The sequence below is a fragment of the Fulvimonas yonginensis genome (genome assembly GCF_037137055.1).
GTDB lineage: Bacteria > Pseudomonadota > Gammaproteobacteria > Xanthomonadales > Rhodanobacteraceae > Frateuria_A > Frateuria_A yonginensis.
In genome coordinates, this window is record NZ_JBBBNY010000014.1 from 1 (window position 1) to 16415 (window position 16415).

General features: G+C 69.2%; 17 protein-coding genes. 5 read left to right on the forward strand and 12 right to left on the reverse strand.

Features of this window, described 5'->3' with window-relative positions:
• Positions 1-109: 109 nt before the first annotated feature.
• The 7 genes from WAT24_RS14695 to WAT24_RS14725 all read right to left on the reverse strand — a co-directional run bounded on the left by WAT24_RS14695 (position 110) and on the right by WAT24_RS14725 (position 6115).
• Positions 110-670, reverse strand: coding sequence for a YggN family protein (locus WAT24_RS14695; RefSeq protein WP_336808658.1), 561 nt, complete (start codon positions 668-670; stop codon positions 110-112).
• Positions 671-839: 169 nt separating this feature from the next.
• Complete coding sequence (locus WAT24_RS14700; protein ID WP_336808659.1) at positions 840-1808, reverse strand: ABC-2 transporter permease; 969 nt, start codon at positions 1806-1808, stop codon at positions 840-842.
• Positions 1805-2662 (reverse strand): ABC transporter ATP-binding protein, encoded by an 858-nt coding sequence (locus tag WAT24_RS14705; protein WP_336808660.1) that lies wholly within the window; start codon positions 2660-2662, stop codon positions 1805-1807. The genes WAT24_RS14700 and WAT24_RS14705 overlap by 4 nt, the downstream gene beginning before the upstream one ends.
• Entirely contained in the window at positions 2659-3033 is a 375-nt protein-coding gene (locus WAT24_RS14710; protein WP_336808661.1) for a GntR family transcriptional regulator, read from the reverse strand. The genes WAT24_RS14705 and WAT24_RS14710 overlap by 4 nt, the downstream gene beginning before the upstream one ends.
• Before the next feature lie 3 nt (positions 3034-3036).
• Complete coding sequence (locus WAT24_RS14715) at positions 3037-3357, reverse strand: hypothetical protein (RefSeq protein ID WP_336808662.1); 321 nt, start codon at positions 3355-3357, stop codon at positions 3037-3039.
• A 313-nt stretch (positions 3358-3670) separates the two neighbouring features.
• Positions 3671-5338, reverse strand: coding sequence for an amidohydrolase (locus WAT24_RS14720; RefSeq protein WP_336808663.1), 1668 nt, complete (start codon positions 5336-5338; stop codon positions 3671-3673).
• Positions 5339-5530: 192 nt separating this feature from the next.
• Positions 5531-6115 (reverse strand): FMN-dependent NADH-azoreductase, encoded by a 585-nt coding sequence (locus WAT24_RS14725; RefSeq protein ID WP_336808664.1) that lies wholly within the window; start codon positions 6113-6115, stop codon positions 5531-5533.
• Positions 6116-6233: 118 nt separating this feature from the next.
• Between WAT24_RS14725 and WAT24_RS14730 the strand changes: the two genes are divergently transcribed.
• Genes WAT24_RS14730 through WAT24_RS14740 form a run of 3 tightly spaced genes read left to right on the forward strand, consistent with a single transcriptional unit; the run spans position 6234 to position 9210 of the window.
• Positions 6234-7211 (forward strand): LysR substrate-binding domain-containing protein, encoded by a 978-nt coding sequence (locus tag WAT24_RS14730; RefSeq protein WP_336808665.1) that lies wholly within the window; start codon positions 6234-6236, stop codon positions 7209-7211.
• Between the two features lie 41 nt (positions 7212-7252).
• Positions 7253-8398, forward strand: coding sequence for a pyridoxal phosphate-dependent aminotransferase (locus WAT24_RS14735; protein ID WP_336808666.1), 1146 nt, complete (start codon positions 7253-7255; stop codon positions 8396-8398).
• Entirely contained in the window at positions 8386-9210 is an 825-nt protein-coding gene (locus WAT24_RS14740) for an amidohydrolase (RefSeq protein WP_336808667.1), read from the forward strand. The genes WAT24_RS14735 and WAT24_RS14740 overlap by 13 nt, the downstream gene beginning before the upstream one ends.
• Positions 9211-9348: 138 nt before the next feature.
• On the opposite strand, the gene arsC is transcribed toward WAT24_RS14740, so the two are convergent.
• Genes arsC through WAT24_RS14760 form a run of 4 tightly spaced genes read right to left on the reverse strand, consistent with a single transcriptional unit; the run spans position 9349 to position 12876 of the window.
• Positions 9349-9699 (reverse strand): arsenate reductase (glutaredoxin), encoded by a 351-nt coding sequence (gene arsC / locus WAT24_RS14745; RefSeq protein ID WP_336808669.1) that lies wholly within the window; start codon positions 9697-9699, stop codon positions 9349-9351.
• On the reverse strand, positions 9699-11078 hold the full coding sequence (locus WAT24_RS14750) for a pseudouridine synthase (protein WP_336808670.1): 1380 nt from the start codon (positions 11076-11078) through the stop codon (positions 9699-9701). The genes arsC and WAT24_RS14750 overlap by 1 nt, the downstream gene beginning before the upstream one ends.
• Positions 11075-11938 (reverse strand): SMC-Scp complex subunit ScpB, encoded by an 864-nt coding sequence (gene scpB, locus WAT24_RS14755; protein ID WP_336808671.1) that lies wholly within the window; start codon positions 11936-11938, stop codon positions 11075-11077. Before scpB ends, WAT24_RS14750 begins: the two co-directional genes overlap by 4 nt.
• 35 nt (positions 11939-11973) lie before the next feature.
• Entirely contained in the window at positions 11974-12876 is a 903-nt protein-coding gene (locus WAT24_RS14760) for a segregation and condensation protein A (protein WP_336808672.1), read from the reverse strand.
• 751 nt (positions 12877-13627) lie between these two features.
• Between WAT24_RS14760 and WAT24_RS14765 the strand changes: the two genes are divergently transcribed.
• Complete coding sequence (locus WAT24_RS14765; protein ID WP_336808673.1) at positions 13628-13996, forward strand: PilZ domain-containing protein; 369 nt, start codon at positions 13628-13630, stop codon at positions 13994-13996.
• A 114-nt stretch (positions 13997-14110) separates the two neighbouring features.
• Here WAT24_RS14765 and WAT24_RS14770 read toward each other — a convergent pair whose 3' ends face one another.
• Entirely contained in the window at positions 14111-15796 is a 1686-nt protein-coding gene (locus tag WAT24_RS14770; protein WP_336808674.1) for an AMP-binding protein, read from the reverse strand.
• Positions 15797-15902: 106 nt separating this feature from the next.
• Here WAT24_RS14770 and WAT24_RS14775 point away from each other — a divergent pair, with 106 nt between their 5' ends.
• Positions 15903-16334: a hypothetical protein gene (locus WAT24_RS14775; protein WP_336808675.1), complete on the forward strand. Its 432-nt coding sequence runs from the start codon at positions 15903-15905 to the stop codon at positions 16332-16334.
• Positions 16335-16415: the final 81 nt, after the last annotated feature.

Here is a 16415-nt window from a genome sequence, read left to right on the forward strand (position 1 = left end):
CAGGTTCATCCGGGGTTCCTGGTGTGCTGGTTGGGTCGCACCTCCAGAATCCCGGGATCGCCCCGGGTGAACAACCTACTGAGAGATCACAGCTAGGCCGCTGCCTCGCTCAGTCCGTGTCGATGTCGGTGTCCTTGCCGCAGTCGTCGACGTCCTTTTGCGTCATCGTCGCGTAGGGACTGAACTGCGGCATGGCGGCGGCCAGCTTCTGCTGCGAGGCCAGCAGGTCGGGCAGGCGCCGGCAGAGCTGCATCGCGGCGGTCTTGATCTGCTCGGCCTGCGGCTTGATGTTCGCCTCGATTTCCTTGTCGCTCTTGCCGGTGAGCGCGCCCCAGATCGCTTCCTTCGCCGCCTGGGTGCCTAGGTTGGCGCCGTGCTCGCCGATGTCCATGCCGGCCTCGGCGATGCCGACGAGCTGCTGGCGGTAGTCCAGCAGCAGGGCGTGTTGCTGCGGCGTGGCCGGCACCGTCTTGCCGGCGATCACCAGGTCGCCTCCCGGCGTGATCGCGGCCTTGGGAAGGGCATCGCCGTCCTCGTGCCGGCCATGGCCGACGTGCACGTGGTCGATGTCGATGTCCCTGGTGGCCAGGTCGCGCTTGGCCTGCTCGATGCCCTTGTGGATTTCGGCGGAGATCGCCGACGACGAGGTCTGTTCCTGGACCTCCTTCATCGCTTGCGCCACTCCACCGGCGCCGCTCGAGCCGGTTTGCCCGGATCCGCTGCAGGCGGCGAGGGGGGGCAGAAGGATCAATCCAAAGACGCCAAGGATGATCGCGTTCGTCTTCATGAGATTTTTTCCGTTGGATGTGTCAGCGCGCGGCGGAGGCAGATCCCCGCGGTCAGCTGTCGTCGCGCCAGCGGCGGAACCAGATCGCGGCAGCAATCAGGGCGGCACCTACCGCCACGCCGATCCACAGGTTCACGGAGCCGAGCAGCTGGTAGGTGTTGCTGAGGTTCATGAAGTCCAGGTTCCGCTCGCCGGTGTGGATGCGGTCGTCGGCCCAGACCAGGCTCGCGCCGGGGAACGCGCTGAACAGACCGCGTGCCACGATGTTCTGCCAGAACCAGCCGGCGGACAGGTTGAACAGCCCCATGATGCCGAACCAGGTGACCAGCAGGCCGGTGGCGACGGGCAGGGCGATCGCCCACAGGAAGGGCTTGGTGCGGGCCCAGGCCGAGCACAGCATCAGCCAGCCGACCGAAGGCAGCGCCCACAGCAGGTACAGCGGAATGTGGCCGAGCATGTTCGCCGTCACCCGGAAGGGATGGGCGAGCGCGAGCAGCTGCCACACGTGGACGCCGTGGAAGGACAGCGTAAGAGCCAGCAACAGCAACTGCACGATGCCCGCGACGATGCCGGCCACGGTCGCCACCACCGGCGCCACCAGCGTGGCGCTGACCACCTTCGACAGCACGGTCGACGAGTCCGACAGGGGGAGCGATTTCCAGAACAGGATGCTGCGGTCGCGCCGCTCGTCGTACAGCGTGCCCAGGCAGTAGAAGAACACCACGAAACCCAGCACCACGAAGATCAGCGCGGACGCCGAGTACATGGCCACGTCGAGCGCCGTGCCGACCTGGCTCAGGTCGCCGGCGTCCATTCGCGAGATCACGTGCTGCAGGTCGCCGCTGGCGCCGAAGCTGATGCCGTGGCGCGCGCCGACTACCTCGGCCGTGACGATGCCCATGATGTTCAGCAGCAGGAAGATGGCGCCGGTGATCACCGGCGCCCACAGGAAGCCGCCGCGGTGTTCCCACAGCTCGCGCTTGACGAGCCAGTACATGTTGGTCAGGGCAGGGGTTTTCATGCGTAGGTTCCCTTCATGGTGGCGACGAACAGATCGCTGACGGAAGGCCGGCGGATCTCGCCCAGGCTCTCCAGCGTCGTGCGGTCGGCGCCGTCGAACAGGAAGATGCTCTTGCCGAAGACCTGGCGCTCGTCGATCGGCTGCAGCGCGCGGGCGGCGGCGGCCTTGTCGGCGTTCACCATCACCTCGGCGAAGCGGTCGCCGACCGCCTCCATGTCGGTGTCCAGCACGATCTTGCCGTCGCGGATGAACATCAGGTCGGTGAGGATGTGCTCGATCTCTTCCACCTGGTGGGTGGTGACGATGATCGTCTTGTTCTCGTCGAAGTAGTCTTCCAGCAGGCTCTGGTAGAACTGCTTGCGGTAGAGGATGTCCAGGCCCAGCGTGGGTTCGTCCAGCACCAGCAGGCGGGCGTCGATGGCCATGACCAGGGCCAGGTGCAGCTGCACGATCATGCCCTTGGACATCTGCCGCACGCGCTGGTCGGGGGTGAGCTTGGTGCGCGCGAGGAAGGCCTCGCACTTGGCCCGGTCGAAGCGCGGATGCACGTTGGCGACGAAGTCCACCGCCTCGCGCACGCGGATCCAGCGCGGCAGCACCGCCACGTCGGCGATGAAGCAGACCTGCTCCATCAGCTCGTCGCGCCGGGTACGCGGGTCCAGCCCGAGCACCGACAGCTCGCCTTCGAAGGGCGTCAGGCCGAGGATCGCCTTCAGCGCGGTGGTCTTGCCGGCGCCGTTGGGGCCGATCAGGCCGACGATGCGACCGGACTCGATCTGGAAATTGACATGATCGAGCGCGACGGTGTTCTTGTAGCGCTTGCTCAGGTTGCGCGCGGTGACGATGGCGCTCATGGCTGCTGTTCCGTGGTGGCCGGCGCTTCGCGCATCAGCGTTTTGAGATCGAGCCCCAGACGCTGCAGGCGCGCGTACAGGGCCGGCCATTCCTCGCGCAGGAAGCGCTCGCGCTCGGATTTCAACAAGGCCTCGCGGGCCCCATCAGTGACGAACATGCCCAGTCCTCTCCTTTTTTCGACCAGTTGATCGTCGACCAGCTCCTGGTACGCCTTGGACACGGTCAGCGGGTTGATCTGGAAATCCGCTGCCACCTGGCGCACCGACGGCAGCGGGTCGCCTTCGTTCAAGGCGCCATCCAGGATCATCGCCACCACGCGTTCGCGCAGCTGGCGGTAGATCGGGACGCTGTCGTTCCAGGTGATGGTCATACGTTAGTCCTTGCTGGCACGGGCGAACTGGGTGCCGAACGAATAGTAGGGCATGGCCAGCTGTGCCCCGAGCAGGGTGGCGCCTGCCTCGGCGCGGCCTTCCAGCGCCGGGGCGAAGGTGGCGCTGGCGACGCCGGCATCGAGCAGGGCGCTGGCGCGCAGTTCGGCGGCGGTCGGGTGGACCACGACGGGGGCGAGGGTGACCACGCGCACGCCGTTGATTTCGGAGACCGGCGCGGTGCGCACGGGGGAGTTCAGGGCAACCAGGCCCGTCGCGGTGAACAGCGTGGCGGCGGCCAGGGCGATCAGGTTCTGCGCTTTCATGGCGGGTCTCCTTTAGTGACCTCGTGGACCGGTGTTGTAGTGAACTATAACACCATCCTCGAAAGCGTCAACAGGCGACCGGCCATGACTGATGGCCTATGTGTCAGCCCCTTTTGATATCAAAGGCTTGTGCGCTAGTCTTTCGCCGGCCGAGAGCTTGCGGCGCCCCTGTCGGGGGCCAAGACGGTGCATTTCCGGCCCATGAAAGGGTAGGAGCGGGCCTGCCCGCGATGCTTTGGCTCAGGTCCAGGGCATCGCGAGCACGCTCGCTCCTGCATGGGCAAGGGAATGAGGGCTGCAATCGGCCGGGGGCTCAGGGCGTGGCGGCGTACACCTGCTTGCCGCCCACCCAGGTGCCCAGCACCCTGGTCTTCCAGATGTCGCGCGGGTCGACGGCGAAGATGTCGCGGTCGACCAGGATGAAGTCGGCATACTTGCCCGGTTCCAGCGATCCCTGGGTCTTCTCCGCGTGCCCGGCATAGGCCGCGCTCAGGGTGAAGGCCCGCAGCGCCTCGACCAGGCTCAGTTTCTGGTCGGGGTACCAGCCGCCGGGCGGCTGGTTCTGGTGGTTCTGCCGGGTCACCGCCGCGTGCAGGCCGAAGAACGGGTTGGGCGATTCGACCGGGAAGTCCGAGCCGAAGGCGACCACCGTGCCCTGCTTGAGGAAACGCCGCCAGGCGTAGGCGCCCTCGATGCGCTGGTGGCCGATGCGGTCCTCCGCCATGTTCATGTCGGAGGTGGCGTGGGTGGGCTGCATCGAGGCGACGAGATTCAGCGGCACGAAGCGCGGGATGTCCGTGAGCGACACGATCTGCGCGTGCTCGACGCGGTTGCGCAAGGCCCGGGCCTGCGGATAGGCCTTGTAGGCGGCGGCGAAGCTGTCCAGCACCTCGCGGTTGGCCGCATCGCCGATCGCGTGGATGTTGACCTGGTAACCCTTGGCGAAGGCCTTCTCGATCTTGGACACCATGGTGCCCGGGCTCATGAACAGCAGGCCGTGGTTGTGCGGATCGTCGCTGTACGGCGAGAGCATCGCCGCGCCACGGCTGCCCAGCGCGCCGTCGGCGTAAAGCTTCACCGAGTGCACCGTGAGGAAGCCGTCGCCGTAACCGTCCAGCGGGCCGTCGGCGGTGACCGTGTCGAAATCCTTGCCGGTATCGCGGACCATGGCGTAGATCCGCGCGGTGAGCCTGTGCTCGTCGGCGTAGCGACGGTAGAGGCGGTAGTTGGGCAGGTCGATGCCGGCGTCGTCCACGCCGGTCAGGCCCACGCGCGCCATCTCCGCCAGCGCGGTGTCGAGCGCCGCGGCGCGTTCCTTGTCGGTGGGTTCGGGCACCACGGCGTTGACCAGGGCAGTGGCGCCGTCGACGAACACGCCGGTGGGGTCGCCCTGGGCATCGCGCTCGATGCGGCCGCCCGGCGGATCCTTGGTGTCGCGGGTGATGCCGGCAAGCTTCATCGCCGCGCTGTTGGCCCAGGCGGCGTGGCCGTCTACGCGGCTCAGCCACACGGGCCGGTCCGGAACCACCGCATCCAGCTCCTTCGCGGTGGGGAAGCGGCCGAGCTTCCAGATCACCTGGTTCCAGCCGCCGCCGGTGATCCAGCGGGCGTCGGGGTGGGCCCGGGCGTACGCCTTGATCCGCGCCAGCGCCTCGTCCAGCGATTGCGTGCCGGTGAGGTCGGCCTGGGTGAGCGCGTAGCCCAGCTCCAGCACGTGGCCGTGGGCATCGATCAGGCCGGGCAACAGGGTCCTGCCGTGGCCGTCGACCACTTTCGCGTCGCCCGCGCGCTTGGCGAGCGCGGCGTCGCTCCCGGTGGCGACGACCTTGCCGTCGTCCACCAGCAGGGCGTCGAAGCGCTGCAGCTTGCCGTGACCGTCGAGGGTGTAGCCCTTGACGTTGTGCACGTAGAGATCGGCCGCCTGCAGGGCCGGCGCGGCAACCAGCAGGGCGAGCAGGGACAGACGCAGGGTGCGGTTCATGCGCGCGGCTTCCTGTTGAGGGATACACCGCAGTGTGTCGGGGCGCGCCGGCTTTTTCCACCGGCCGGACGCGAAAAGCCCCTCTCCCGCCGGGCGAGGGGTCTCCCGCCGGGCGAGGGGCTGGGGTGAAGGACTGGGGTGGGGGTCCGGCAGTGCACGGTCCCTGGCTCGCCGAACCCTGTCCCGTCCTGGCTACGCCGCCTTCGGCAGCAGCGTGCCGATCGCCTCCTTCGCCGCCGCCAAGGCCCGTTCCTTGTGCTCGGCGCTCACCGCCACGCCTTCGGCGCGCACGAATTCGACGTCGGTGATGCCGAGGAAGCCGAGCACCGCGCGCAGGTAGTTCTCCTGGAAGTCCATCGCCGCCCCGGCGGTGCCTTCGCCGTAGAAGCCGCCGCGGCTGGAGGCGACGATCACCCGCTTGCCGCCGGCCAGGCCCTCGGGGCCGTTCGCGGTGTAGCGGAAGGTCTTGCCGGCCACCGCAATGCGGTCGATCCAGGCCTTGAGCTGGCTGGAGATGCCGAAGTTGTACATGGGCGCGCCGAGGACGATCACGTCGGCGGCCAGGAACTCCTCCATCACTTCGTTGCCCAGCACGGCGGCGGGGTCGGCCGCGTCGGCAACGGGGGTCCAATGCGGCAGCGGCTGCGCGGCCAGGTCGCGGTAACGGATGGTGACGTCCGGGCGGGCGCGGCGGATCTGCGCCACGATGTCGGCGGATAGCCCGCGCGAGACCGAGTGATTGCCCAGGGCGCTCGAGTCGATGTGCAGCAGTTTCATGGCGTGACTCCGATCAAGGGCCGGCTGAACCGGCGACAGGAGCTACGATAGTTTTGCGACAATCGCTTGATAAGACGGCTAGAATCGAACTTATCGTTCTCAAAAGGAAACAAATCCCATGCCCCTCGACGGCACCTTGCAGGACCTCAACGACCTCTACTTCTTCGCCATGGTGGTCGAGCACAACGGTTTCTCCGCGGCCGGCCGGGCCCTGGGCATTCCGAAGTCGCGGCTGAGCAAGCGGGTGGCCCAGCTGGAGGAGCGCCTGGGGGTGCGGCTGCTGCAGCGGACCACCCGCCGTTTCGTGGTCACCGAGGTGGGCGAGCGCTTCTACGGCCATTGCCGCGCGGTGCTGGAGGAGGCGCGCGCCGCGCAGGAGGCGGTCGACGAGCTGCGCGCCGAGCCGCGCGGCGTGGTGCGGCTGAGCTGCCCGGTGTCGCTGGCGCAGACGGTGGTCGCGCACGTGCTGCCGGATTTCATGGCGCAGTACCCGAAGGTGCAGGTGCGCGTGCTTTCCAGCAACCGCCGCGTGGACGTGGTGGGCGAGGGCTACGACATCGCGATCCGCGTGCGCACCAAGCTCGACACCGACGCCAACCTGGTCATGCGCACCTTCGGGCTGTCGCGCGTGCTGGCGGTGGCCAGCCCCGCCTTGCTCGACCGGCTGGGACGACCGAAGGTGCCGGCGGAGCTGCCCGCGTTGCCCGCGTTGTCGATGCAGGAGCACGAAGGGGCGCAGGTGTGGGAGCTGATCGACGCCCAAGGCGAGCGCATCTCGGTGGAGATGACCGCCCGGCTGGTCACCGGCGAGTTCGCGCTGCTGCTGGAAGCGGCCCGCCGAGGCCTGGGCGTCACCCTGCTGCCGGAGTTCGTCTGCGCGCCGGCGATCACCCGCGGCGAGCTGGAGGTGGTGCTGCCGGACTGGAGCGTGCCCGAGGGGACCATGCACTTCGTCTACCCCAGCCGTCGCGGCATGCTGCCGGGCGTGCGCGCGCTGGTGGACTTCCTCGCCGAGCGCCTGCCGGAAGCGACGCGGCAGAAGCACGAGCAGTGCCGCGAACGTCCGCTGCCGCCGCTCGACCAGCCGCCCACGTGAGCCGTGCTAGGCTTACCGTTTGGCCTTCCATACCTCCGTACATGAACATCGAGACCAAGCTGCCCAAGGTCGGCACCACCATCTTCAGCGTGATGAGCCAGCTGGCGCTGGATCACCAGGCGGTGAACCTGGGGCAGGGCTTCCCCGACTTCGAGCCGCCGCAGGCGCTGCGCGACGCGCTCACCCGCGCGATGGCCGAGGGCAGGAACCAGTACGCCCCCGGCATCGGCACCGCGCCGCTGCGCGAGCAGATCGCGCTCAAGACGCAGCGCCTGTACGGCCGACGCGTGGACGCGGGCACGGAAATCACGGTGACCTCGGGCGCCACCGAGGCACTGTTCGCGGCGATCGCCGCCACCGTGCGCGCGGGCGAGGAGGTGATCGTCTTCGACCCGGCCTACGACTCCTACGAGCCGGCGATCGAGCTGCAGCGCGCGCGTGCGGTGCACATCCCGCTGACGCTGCCCGACTTCGCGATCGACTGGCAGCGCGTGCGCGACGCCATCACGCCCAGGACCCGCATGATCCTGGTCAACAGCCCGCACAACCCGTCGGGCGCGGTGCTGTCGGCCGACGACCTGGACACGCTGGCGGAGATCACCCGCGATACCGACATCGTGGTGCTCTCCGACGAGGTGTACGAGCACATCGTCTACGACGGCGCGCGCCACGAGAGCGTGCTGCGCCACCCGGAACTGGCCGAGCGCAGCATCGCGGTATCGAGCTTCGGCAAGACTTACCACTGCACCGGCTGGAAAGTCGGCTACGCCGTGGCGCCGGCGGCGCTCTCGGCCGAGTTCCGCAAGGTGCACCAGTACCTCACCTTCTGCACCTTCCACCCGGCGCAGACGGCCTTCGCCGAATTCCTCGCCAGCGACCCGGCGCACTACCTGGAGCTGCCGGACTTCTACCAGGCCAAGCGCGACCGCTTCCGCGCGCTGCTCGCGCCCTCGCGCCTCAAGCTGCTGGACGTGCCGGGCGGCTACTTCCAGCTGGTCGACTACGCGGCGATCCGGGACGAGGACGACGTCGCCTTCTCGCGCTGGCTGGTCGAACAGGGCGGCGTGGCCGGCATTCCGCTCACGCCGTTCTACGAGTGCCCGCCGGGCACGCGCCTGTTGCGCCTGTGCTTCGCCAAGAGCGATGCCACCATGGCGGCCGCCGCGGAGCGCCTATGCCGCCTGTGAACATGCAACCGCTGACCGTCAGCCTGGTGCAGGGCGCCACCCGCTGGCACGACGCCCCGGCCAACCGCGACTACTACGGCATGCTGGTGCGCCAGGCGCGCGGCAGCGACCTGATCGTGCTGCCGGAGACCTTCCTCTCCGGCTTCAGCAACGATACCCGCGCCAGCGCCGAGACGATGGACGGCGAGGGCGTGGCGTGGCTGCGTGCGCTGGCGGCCGAGGTGGACGCCGTGGTCTGCGGTAGCCTGGCGATCAGCGAGAACGGCACCGTCTACAACCGCCTGTTCTGGATGCGCCCGGACGGCAGCCATGCGCAGTACGACAAGCGTCACCTGTTCCGCATGGCCGGCGAGCACACGCGCTACGGCGGCGGGCGCGAGCGGCTGGTCGTCGAGCTGAAAGGCTGGCGCGTGCTGCCGCAGGTCTGCTACGACCTGCGTTTTCCGGTGTGGCTGCGCAACCGCCGGCTGGAAAGCGCCGCCGGTGGCATGGACTACGACCTGGCCCTGTTCGTGGCCAACTGGCCGGCGCCGCGGCGGCAGCCCTGGCGCACGCTGCTGCGCGCGCGCGCGATCGAGAACCTCGCCTACGTGATCGGCGTGAATCGCGTGGGCGTGGACGGCAACGATCTGCCCTACGCGGGCGACAGCGCGGTGATCGACCCGATCGGCGAGGCGCTGGTCGAACTGGGCGCGCAGGAGCAGCTGGTCACCGTGCGGCTGGAGCCGGCGCCGCTGCTGTCGCACCGCCAGCGCTTCCCGGCATGGATGGATGCGGACGCGTTCCGCATCGAGCTCGGCGCGGGCGACTGACTGCAGGCGCGAACTGCGCGGGCGCGAACCCGCGTCTCGGGCAGGGCGCGCCGTGGCCCGCCCCGGGGGCCGCGGACGGACATGCTTGCCCGGTGCGCGCGCCCTCCTCGACCGCAGCGGGTGCCTGGCTGTCGGCGATCAGGGCAGGATCGGAAGCACCGCTTCCGGCGGGCGGCCGATGGCCGCCTTGCCGTTGGCGACCACGATCGGCCGCTCGATGAGCCTGGGGTGCGCGACCATCGCCTGCAGAATGGCCTCGTCGTCCACGGACGGATCGTCCAGCCCCAGCGCCGTGTACTCGGCCTCGCCGGTGCGCAGCAGCTGCCGTGGCGTCATGCCGAGCAGGCGGAGCAGGGCCTCGAGTTCGTCCACGCTGGGCGGCGTGTCCAGGTAGTTGACCACTTCCGGCTCGATGCCGCGCGCCTGCAGCAGTTCCAGCGTGCCGCGCGACTTGGAGCAGCGGCTGTTGTGGTAGATGCGCACGCTCATCAGCGGTTGCCGTGACGGTTGCCGCCGCGGCCACCCTGCGGACGACCGCCGCCATGGCCCTGCGGGCGGTTGCCGCGGCTCTGCGGTCGGCCGCCCTGGCCGGATGCGCCACCCTGGCGAGTGCCACGGTTGCCGCCACCACCGACGCCGGCGTAGGGACCCGCGCCGCGGGCTTCGCCAGCGCGGCCCCCGGCCGGCTTGCCGCCCCGGCGGTTGCCACCGGGCGCATTGCCGCGCGCACCGCCGTCACGGCTCTCGCCGGCGAACCAGGTACGCACCGACGGCAGCTCCTGGCCGGGCGCCACGCCGCGCTTGTTCTTGCGGCGGCCGCCGGTGGCCGGCCTTTCCGGGCGCGCGACGTTGCCGTTGACTTCCTTGCCGGGCCGGCGGCGCTGCTGCTTGCCGCGCACCGGCTCCTCGCGGATGCGGTCGAATGCGCGCAGCTCGCGTGCCTCGTCGTGGTAGGCGCCGCTCCAGGCCGCAGTGGTGCCGCGCTCGGGACGGTACTCGGTGACGCTGCGGCTGGCGCGGCGCTGGTGCAGCACCGGGCTCAGCGTGAGCGCAGGCTGGGCCGGGCCCAGGCCGGTGCTCTTGCGCAGTTCCTTGATCGCTTCCTCGGAGAGCGCCTCACACTCGCCGCGGCGCAGCGTGCGCGGCAGCTCCACGCTGCCGTAGCGAATGCGCTTGAGGCGGCTGACCAGGAAACCCTGCGAATCCCACAGGCGGCGCACCTCGCGGTTGCGACCCTCGCGGATCACCACGCGGAACCAGCTGTGGCTGCCGCCGCGGCTGATGATGGCGATCTCGTCGAAGCGGGCAGGGCCGTCTTCCAGCTCCACGCCGGCCTTGAGCTTTTCGATGGTCTCGTCGGGTACCTCGCCGTGCACGCGGCAGAGGTATTCGCGCTCCAGCCCACTGCGCGGATGCATCAACGCGTTGGCCAGCTCGCCGTCGGTGGTGAGCAGCAGCAGGCCGGTGGTGTTGATGTCCAGGCGGCCGACCGCGACCCAGCGGGCGCCCTTCAGGCGCGGCAGCTGCTCGAACACGGTCGGGCGGCCCTCGGGATCCTCGCGCGTGGTCACCACGCCTTCGGGCTTGTGGTAGAGCAGCACTTCGGTGTCGTCGCGATTGTCGGTGGCGACCACGAACTGCTTGCCGTCGATCACCACGCGGTCGCCGGCGTGCACGCTGGCGCCGATGCCGGCCGGTGCGCCGTTGAGTTCGACCTCGCCGGCCTGGATGCGCTGTTCCAGCATGCGGCGGGAGCCCAGGCCCGCGTTGGCCAGCACCTTGTGCAGCCGTTCTTCCAGGGCGGGGGCGTTGGCCTCGGCGCGGGATTCGCGCTTGAGGGTCAAGACGGATTTCTGCGGCGCAGTCATGCGCGATACTCCTCGGTGTCCTGCTCGGCGGCGTCTTCGTCGACGTCCGCCTGGGCTGCTGCCTCGTCGGCAGTGGCGGAAGGGATGGGGGGGGGCGCCTCGTCGTCGGACGCGGCGGCGGTGGTTTCACGGGTACCGGCCGCCTCGATGCCGACCTCGGTGGACGCCGGCGCCTCGTTCTCCGCGGATTCCTTGGCAGACGTGCCGGCCGTCTTGTCCTCGTCGGCCTCGCCGGTCGCGGAGCGTTCGGCGCGTTCCTCGTCCGGGTCGACCGGCAGATCCTTGATCACCGGCGGCGGCAGCGGCTCCTGGTCGAGCCGCAGCTGCGGGTCCTCCAGGTCGCGGATCTCCGACAGCGGTGGCAGCTCGTCCAGCGACTTGAGGTTGAAGTAGTCCAGGAACGCGCGGGTGGTGCCGAACAGCGCCGGCTTGCCGGGCACGTCGCGATGGCCGACGACGCGGATCCACTCGCGTTCCTCCAGCGTCTTGATGATGTTGGAGGAGACCACCACACCACGGATCTGCTCGATCTCCGGGCGCGTGATCGGCTGGCGGTAGGCGATCAGCGCCAGGGTCTCCAGCAGGGCGCGCGAGTAGCGGCTGGGCTTCTCGGTCCACATCCGCGACACCCAGGGGTGCACGTCCTGGCGGACCTGGTAGCGGAAGCCGGAGGCGACTTCCCTGAGTTCGACGCCGCGGCCGGCGCAGTCCCCGGCCAGCACTTCGAGCGTGCGGGCGATCGCTTCGCGGTCGACGCCGTCCTCCTCGACGAAGAGCTCGCCCAGCTGCGCCACGCTGAGCGGCTGGCTGGCGGCGAGCAGCGCCGCCTCGATGATCGGTTTGAGTTGCTCGATCTGCATGGCCTGTACGGTCTGCGGATGAATGGATGCGCGGCTCAGTCGGCCGCGGCGGACACCGGCTCGTCGGCCGGCAGGTCGATGCTTTCCTCGGCGGACGTCGCCTTGGCCTTCACGTAGATGGGCGCCAGCGGCTCTTCCTGCACGATCTCGACGAGCATTTCCTTGGCCAGCTCGAGCATGGACAGGAAGGTCACCACCACGCCCAGGCGCCCTTCGCTGACGTCGAACAGGCTCTCGAAGCGGTGGAATGCGCCGTCCTCGAGGCGGCTCAGCAACTCGCCCATGCGCTGGCGCACGCTCAGCGCCTCGCGCTTGATCGCGTGGTGGCCGAACAGCTCGGCGCGGTGCAGCACGTCCTTGAGCGCCAGCAGCATTTCCTTCAGGTCCAGCGGCGGCGGCAGCCTCACCACGTTGCGCTCGCCGACCTCGGCCTGCGCCACCGCGGTATCGCGCTCGAGCCGGGGCAGGGTATCGATGTCCTCGGCGGCCTTCTTGAAGCGCTCGTACTCCTGCAGGCGGCGCACCAGCTCGGCGCGCGGGTCCTCCTCGACGCCTTCCTCGGCGGGCGGCCGCGGCAACAGCAGGCGCGACTTGATCTCGCCCAGGATCGCGGCCATCAGCAGGTACTCGGCGGCCAGTTCCAGCCGCATCACATCCCGCATCATGTCGATGTATTCCATGTACTGCCGGGTGATCTCGGCAATCGGAATGTCCAGGATGTCCAGGTTCTGCCGGCGGATCAGGTAGAGCAGCAGGTCCAGCGGACCCTCGAACGCCTCGAGAAAGACCTCCAGCGCGTCCGGCGGGATGTACAGATCCTGCGGCATCTGAAGCAGCGGTTCACCCCGCACGATCGCCAGCGGCATTTCCTGCTGCTGGGGGATCGACGCGAAGGCGTCCTGCGGCGGTGGGACCGGCTGCTGCGGTTCTGTGCTCATCAATGCATGTCGTGAGGCCGCTCGTGCGGCCGGCAATGCTTCAAACCCTGGCTCGTCGCCGGGCGGTGCCCTGCGGACGGGTATCCCCTCGTGACCGCGGCTTGCGGCCGGCGGTCGGTTCTAGCTGGCGTGCCGTTGCCGGCGGAAGCCGTCGTGCGGCGGCGCCATGACGAAGCCGCGCGTCGGCGGTTCGGTCTGGCGGGTTCAGGCGACCACCATGGCATCCGCACCGGGCAATGAACCCTGGCGAGGACGCAGGACAGGATGGCGACGCTGCGCCACGGACGGTTCAAGTCGATCTGCCGGGTATCCCGGGCGGCGTGTCGCGCTTGCCGGGTCCCTCCGGCACGGCGCACGCTGGACCCCGTGCATGGATCGACAGGTTAGCGGCAGCGTCGCGGCAAGTCCAGTATGTGCCGCAACCGGTCGCCCGCGCCTCTGCGGAGTCCGGGCAGCATGTGACACGGTGCGTCGCCGCTGCGCCGGACGCGGCAGTTTGAATACGTTTTCGTGAAGATCGCGCGACGGCGCGGGTTTCCTCGCGCACGTGGCACGCCGCTTGCTTCCCGATGTCCGAGGCGAGCGCGAGGGTGGCGCTCGCCTGGGGAGCGGACGGCGTACCGTCCACCGCTCACCGCCTGGAGACCGGCGGCCCGGCAACGGGAACCGCTATCGCGATGGCGTTACCTGGTGCGTCGTACCATCAGGGGACGTCTGAAAAAGCGGGGCCATGCCTCGCTTGGGGAGTTAGATGACGATCGAAGACAACGTTGCGGACGAGTCGGGTCCGAAGTTCCTGCGGCCGGCGCGCATGCGCATCGAGACCACCGTGTTGATGAGCCACGGGGTGCAGTCCCATCCGACCGAGCTGGTGGACATTTCCGCGACCGGCGCCCTGCTGCGCCGCCCACTGGGCTGGCAGGGCGAAACCGGCCAGAACTGGGTGCTGGACATGATCTTCGGCCGCGACCTGCACATCCACCTGGAGGCCGTGGTGGCACGCATTTCCGACCGCCACATCGGCTTCGCCTACTCGCGCATCCCGGAGGACAAGCAGGTGCCGCTGTGGAACCTGCTGGGCGGCTACGCGGACATCCTGGAGCACTGGAAGGAGGACTGAGCCCGGGAGCAGTTCCAATGCGCGCGGGCTCGCGCGCGATGGGAGCCACCCTCGGGGAACTCGGACAGAGGCACCGCGAGCAAGCTCGCTCCCACGGTCGTTTCGGCGGTGCGGTCAGGCGGTGGCGCGGGTCTGCTCGTTGCGCAGCTCGCGGCGGAGGATCTTGCCGACGTTGGTCTTGGGCAGCGCGTCGCGGAACTCGATCTGGCGCGGGCGCTTGTATCCGGTCAGGTTGTCGTGGCAGAACTGCTTGAGGGCCTCGGCGGTGAGCGAGGGGTCCTTGCGCACCACGAACAGCTTCACCACTTCGCCGGAGTGCTCGTCCGGCACGCCCACCGCGGCCACCTCGGCCACGCCCGGGTGCTGCATCACGACGTCCTCGACCTCGTTCGGATACACGTTGAAGCCGGAGACCAGGATCATGTCCTTCTTGCGGTCGACGATGTAGACGTAGCCATTGGCGTCCATCCGCGCGATGTCGCCCGTGTGCAGCCAGCCGTCGTCGGTCAGCACCTTGGCCGTCTCGTCCGGCCGCCGCCAGTAGCCCTTCATCACCTGGGGGCCGCGCACCATCAGCTCGCCCACTTCGCCGATCGGCAGCGGCTGGTTGTCCTCCGACCAGATCGCCACCTCGGTGGACGGGACCGGCAGGCCGATCGAGCCGTTGTATGCCTTGATGTCCAGCGGGTTGATGCAGACCGCCGGCGAGGTCTCGGTGAGGCCGTAGGCCTCGGCCAGGGTGCAGCCGGTGACCTTCTTCCAGCGCTCGGCCACCGCGCGCTGCACCGCCATGCCGCCGCCGAGGGTCAGGTGCAGGCGTGAGAAATCGAGCTCGGCGAAGCCGGGCGTGTTGAGCAGGCCGTTGAACAGCGTGTTGACGCCGGTGAGCGCGGTGAAGCCGGATTTCCTGAGCTCCTTGACGAAGCCGGGCATGTCGCGCGGGTTCGTGATCAGCCAGTTCAGGCCGCCCAGGCGCATGAACACCAGACCGTTCGCGCACAGCGAGAAGATGTGGTACAGCGGCAGGGCCGTGATGATCACCTCCTCGCCGGGCTTGGCCAGGTCGCCGATCCAGGCGCCGGCCTGCAGCATGTTGGCGACCATGTTGCCATGGCTGAGCATGGCGCCCTTGGCCACGCCGGTGGTGCCGCCGGTGTACTGCAGAAAGGCGAGGTCGTCGTGGCCCAGCGCCACGGCGGGCATGGGGTGCGCGGCGCCCTGCGCCAGCGCGTCGCGGAAGCGCACCGCCTGCGGCAGGGAGTAGGCCGGCACCATCTTCTTGACGTGCTTCAGCACGAAATTGACCAGCGTGCCCTTGGCGAACCCCAGCAGGTCACCGATGCCGGTGGTGACCACGTGCTCGACGTGGGTCTCGCCGAGCACCTCCTGCAGCGTGGCGGCGAAATTGTCCAGCACCACGATTGCCTTGGCCCCGGAGTCCTCCAGCTGGTGCTTCAGTTCCCGCGCGGTGTAGAGCGGGTTGGTGTTGACCACCACCACGCCGGCGCGCAGCGCGCCGAACAGGGCGATCGGGTACTGCAGCACGTTGGGCAGCATGATCGCGAGCCGGTCGCCCTTCTTCAGGCCCAGCACGCCGGTGAGGTAACCGGCGAACCGGCGGCTCAGGTCGTCGATCTCGCCATAGCTGAGCACCTTGCCGAAACTGGCGAAGGCCGGCCGGTCGTGGAACTTGCCGAAGGCCTCCTCCACCACCGCCGCCACCGACGCGTAGGCACTCACGTCGATCTCTGCCGGTACGTCATGCGGATAGTGGGCCAGCCACGGACGCTCGTTGCTCATGTAGTGTTCCTGTTCCCCGTCGGCCTTGCGGCCTTGGCATTGGAGCATACGCCCGCGCATGGCGGCAAGCCGCGCCCTGGCGAGGATCGGAGGCAGGATGAGGTCAATGAAATTGCTGCTTTCGTGCGGCCTGGTCGCGCTTTCGCTCGCCCTGGCCGGCTGCCGGCACGCGCCGGACGAAACCCGCGTGCGCGAGGCGATCGACGCTGCGGTGCAGGCGGCGGAGACGGCCGATGCGTCGGGAGTGGTCGAGCCGCTCAGCGAGGATTTCGACGGCAATGCCGGCCGCCTGGACCGGCGAGGCCTGGCCAACCTGGTGCGTGTGGCGCGGCTGCGCGGCGAGCACGTGGGGGTGACGCTGGGACCGGTGGGTGTCGAGCGGCACGGTGAGCGGCTGGTAGCGCGGTTCACGGTGAGCCTCACCCAGGGCAGCCGGTTGTGGCCGGATGCCGCCGGCGTGTACCGGGTCGAATCCGCATGGCGCCGCGAGGGCGGCCAGTGGCGCTGCTACGGCGCGACCTGGGAGCGGCAGCTCTAGCCCGGTGGCGCGCGCTCGTTGGAGATGGAGAGGCGGGCTTGCTCACGACGCCTCTTGCATCGTGTCGCGGACGGCGGCGCG